The organism is Marinomonas colpomeniae (assembly GCF_014803385.1).
GTDB lineage: Bacteria > Pseudomonadota > Gammaproteobacteria > Pseudomonadales > Marinomonadaceae > Marinomonas > Marinomonas colpomeniae.
The window spans coordinates 143,441-143,999 of sequence record NZ_JACYFC010000001.1 but is presented as its reverse complement, the minus strand read 5'-3'; the positions used below and the strand labels follow the sequence as shown (position 1 = coordinate 143,999).

At 36.7% G+C, this 559-nt stretch carries 2 protein-coding genes; both read right to left on the bottom strand.

Translation table 11 applies throughout. The features are described from left to right. A partial coding sequence (locus IF202_RS17375; protein WP_456238039.1) for a hypothetical protein occupies window positions 1-261 on the bottom strand: 261 nt, incomplete at its 3' end. Between the two features lie 60 nt (window positions 262-321). Continuing rightward, window positions 322-559 (bottom strand): hypothetical protein (locus tag IF202_RS00710; protein WP_456238038.1); only part of this gene is annotated, 238 nt, incomplete at its 5' end.

Sequence of the window (559 nt, the reverse complement as noted above, 5' to 3'; positions counted from 1 at the left end):
GCAACGCTCACCAGAAGACACTAGCAAGAAATCGTAATATTCTCTTGCTGGCTTATCTTTGTTACGTAAATTGTTCTCATATAAATTAATTAGCTTTGTTTTTGTTAGGTGCCCAACAACCTGGGTATCATTAGTCAACGGATTAGCTTTCTGGTACGTATATAAATTACCAGCCAAACTGAGGGCTTGATATTGTTGTTCTTTTACGTGAAAGGTTGGGAACGTAGAAATAAAGTCATTACGTACATTAACTTGCTCCATTCCTTCTGAGCATTTCAACAACATGCTGTTAAAAGGGATATTTGGGGGGGGCTAGACTTTTCATTGCGCTTTTTTTGCATCCCTACTTAAAACCATTGCCTTCAAAACTGTTCTACCTTCTAAGCCTATTTGATTCTTATATTCTAACAATATTTCATCATACGATGCCCCAGACTCGACAGACTTCGTTAAAAGTGAGTGATACCCTGAATTTGCAACTTCAAGAGCAAATACTTCACGAGTTAAGACACCAAAATTTTCTCCAAAAGTTTCTATTTCTGGTCTTTCAACAATAATA